Raw genomic sequence first — 729 nt, forward strand, 5'->3', positions numbered from 1 at the left:
CAGAAGCATTAGGGAAATTAACAACTGCACTTCCTCCTCCTGGGCATGCAACAGAGCCAGACTGAACATCATTGAAGTCACGCGCATCAAGCATTTCATGTAAACGCGCAAAATAAAGTGGTGAAAAGATAATTTGGTAAGAAGACCACAGGTAAGCTTCTGCATTATCATTGGTTATGTCGAGCGTTCTTCGATTATCGCTAAAATCCTGATCATCAACGATAAACTCCCCGCATCCTACGAGAACAGTCAAAGAATATAAAAAGGCTCGTGCAAGACGACTCATGAACTTTCCTAGTTATTCTTAATGTGAGACAAAATTGTAAGATATGCGTGAGGTAGGATAAACGCTGCGCCACCACATTTGTGACGCAGCAAACGCTCAAGACGCTTAAACGTGGTACTGCGCACTCAATTCATGCACCGCATCAACAAAGACTTTCGGCGCCGCGGGGTCTACAAACTGATGAATACCGTGTCCGAGGTTAAACACATGTCCATTGCCCGCACCAAAGTCCCCTAATATCCGGGCAACTTCAGCCTTAATTTGCTCTGGCTTAGCATATAAAACACTAGGATCCATATTACCTTGTAACGCGACGCGATCACCCACCATAGCGCGAGCTCGCCCAATATTCATCGTCCAATCAAGCCCTAGCGCATTCGCACCGCAGTCAGCGATTTGATCCAACCACAGACCACCACCCTTCGTAAATACGATCGATGGTA

General features: G+C 46.1%; 2 protein-coding genes. Both read right to left on the reverse strand.

What is annotated here, in order from left to right; translation table 11 throughout:
* On the reverse strand, positions 1–286 hold a 286-nt coding region (locus A3738_RS03760; protein ID WP_156503926.1), incomplete at its 3' end, for a hypothetical protein.
* A gap of 105 nt (positions 287–391) precedes the next feature.
* A partial coding sequence (locus A3738_RS03765) for a uroporphyrinogen decarboxylase family protein (RefSeq protein WP_304440061.1) occupies positions 392–729 on the reverse strand: 338 nt, incomplete at its 5' end.

The sequence above is a fragment of the Oleiphilus sp. HI0066 genome, from assembly GCF_001635725.1.